Annotated in this window: 1 pseudogene; it reads right to left on the reverse strand. The window is 37.7% G+C overall.

Features of this window, described 5'->3' with window-relative positions:
* Positions 1–71: 71 nt before the first annotated feature.
* Positions 72–674, reverse strand: a pseudogene (locus tag GD597_RS21685) (SlyX family protein); the annotation flags it as partial.

Genomic DNA, 674 nt, shown 5'->3' on the forward strand with positions numbered 1-674 from the left:
CACAGCAACCAGCCTGAAACAATACCTATTTATTGTATTATTTTTCATTGTAGTTTTTTTAAATATTCACACTAATTCTTTGCTGCTACCTGCTGTTGTAATTTTTCTACCAGTTGCTGTAATGCTTCCATCTGCTTTTGTGAAGCCTCTATTTGTTTCTGTTGTTGAATAATATACAATGTAAGTTCTTCTACTTTCTCTACTACCTTACCCTGCATTGCTCCCACATTCATCCCTTTTGATTCAACCTCCGCTGCACTGGGCATTCCAGGCAGGCGCTTGTATGTCTCAATATGTGTTTCTACTTCTTTCAGCGTGTTAAGTTTGTAATTTTTCTCGAACACATAATCCGGGAATGGTTGTAATTGCACTTTTAGTTCTGTACAAATAATCTTACCTGCCACAGTTAGTTTATAACCTGTGGCAGGAGTAGCTACACCAATGGTTACATTACCGTTTCCTTTTATGCGCATCAGTTCATTTGATACAGTTGATGAGGATGCGGCATAGAAAACATGATCTGTTGTGGTGGCATCTGTCTGGTACCTAAGTGTTGATGTATTTGTGCCAAAACCCATATATTGATGGTCATTGTTAACACCTTCAAATAATACAATCTTTCTGTTTACTAAACTATTGGATAGTTGCAATTGACCATTGGTATTGGCTGTGCC

Origin of the sequence: Limnovirga soli (genome assembly GCF_013106755.1) — a bacterium.
In the GTDB taxonomy this organism is placed as follows: domain Bacteria; phylum Bacteroidota; class Bacteroidia; order Chitinophagales; family Chitinophagaceae; genus Limnovirga; species Limnovirga soli.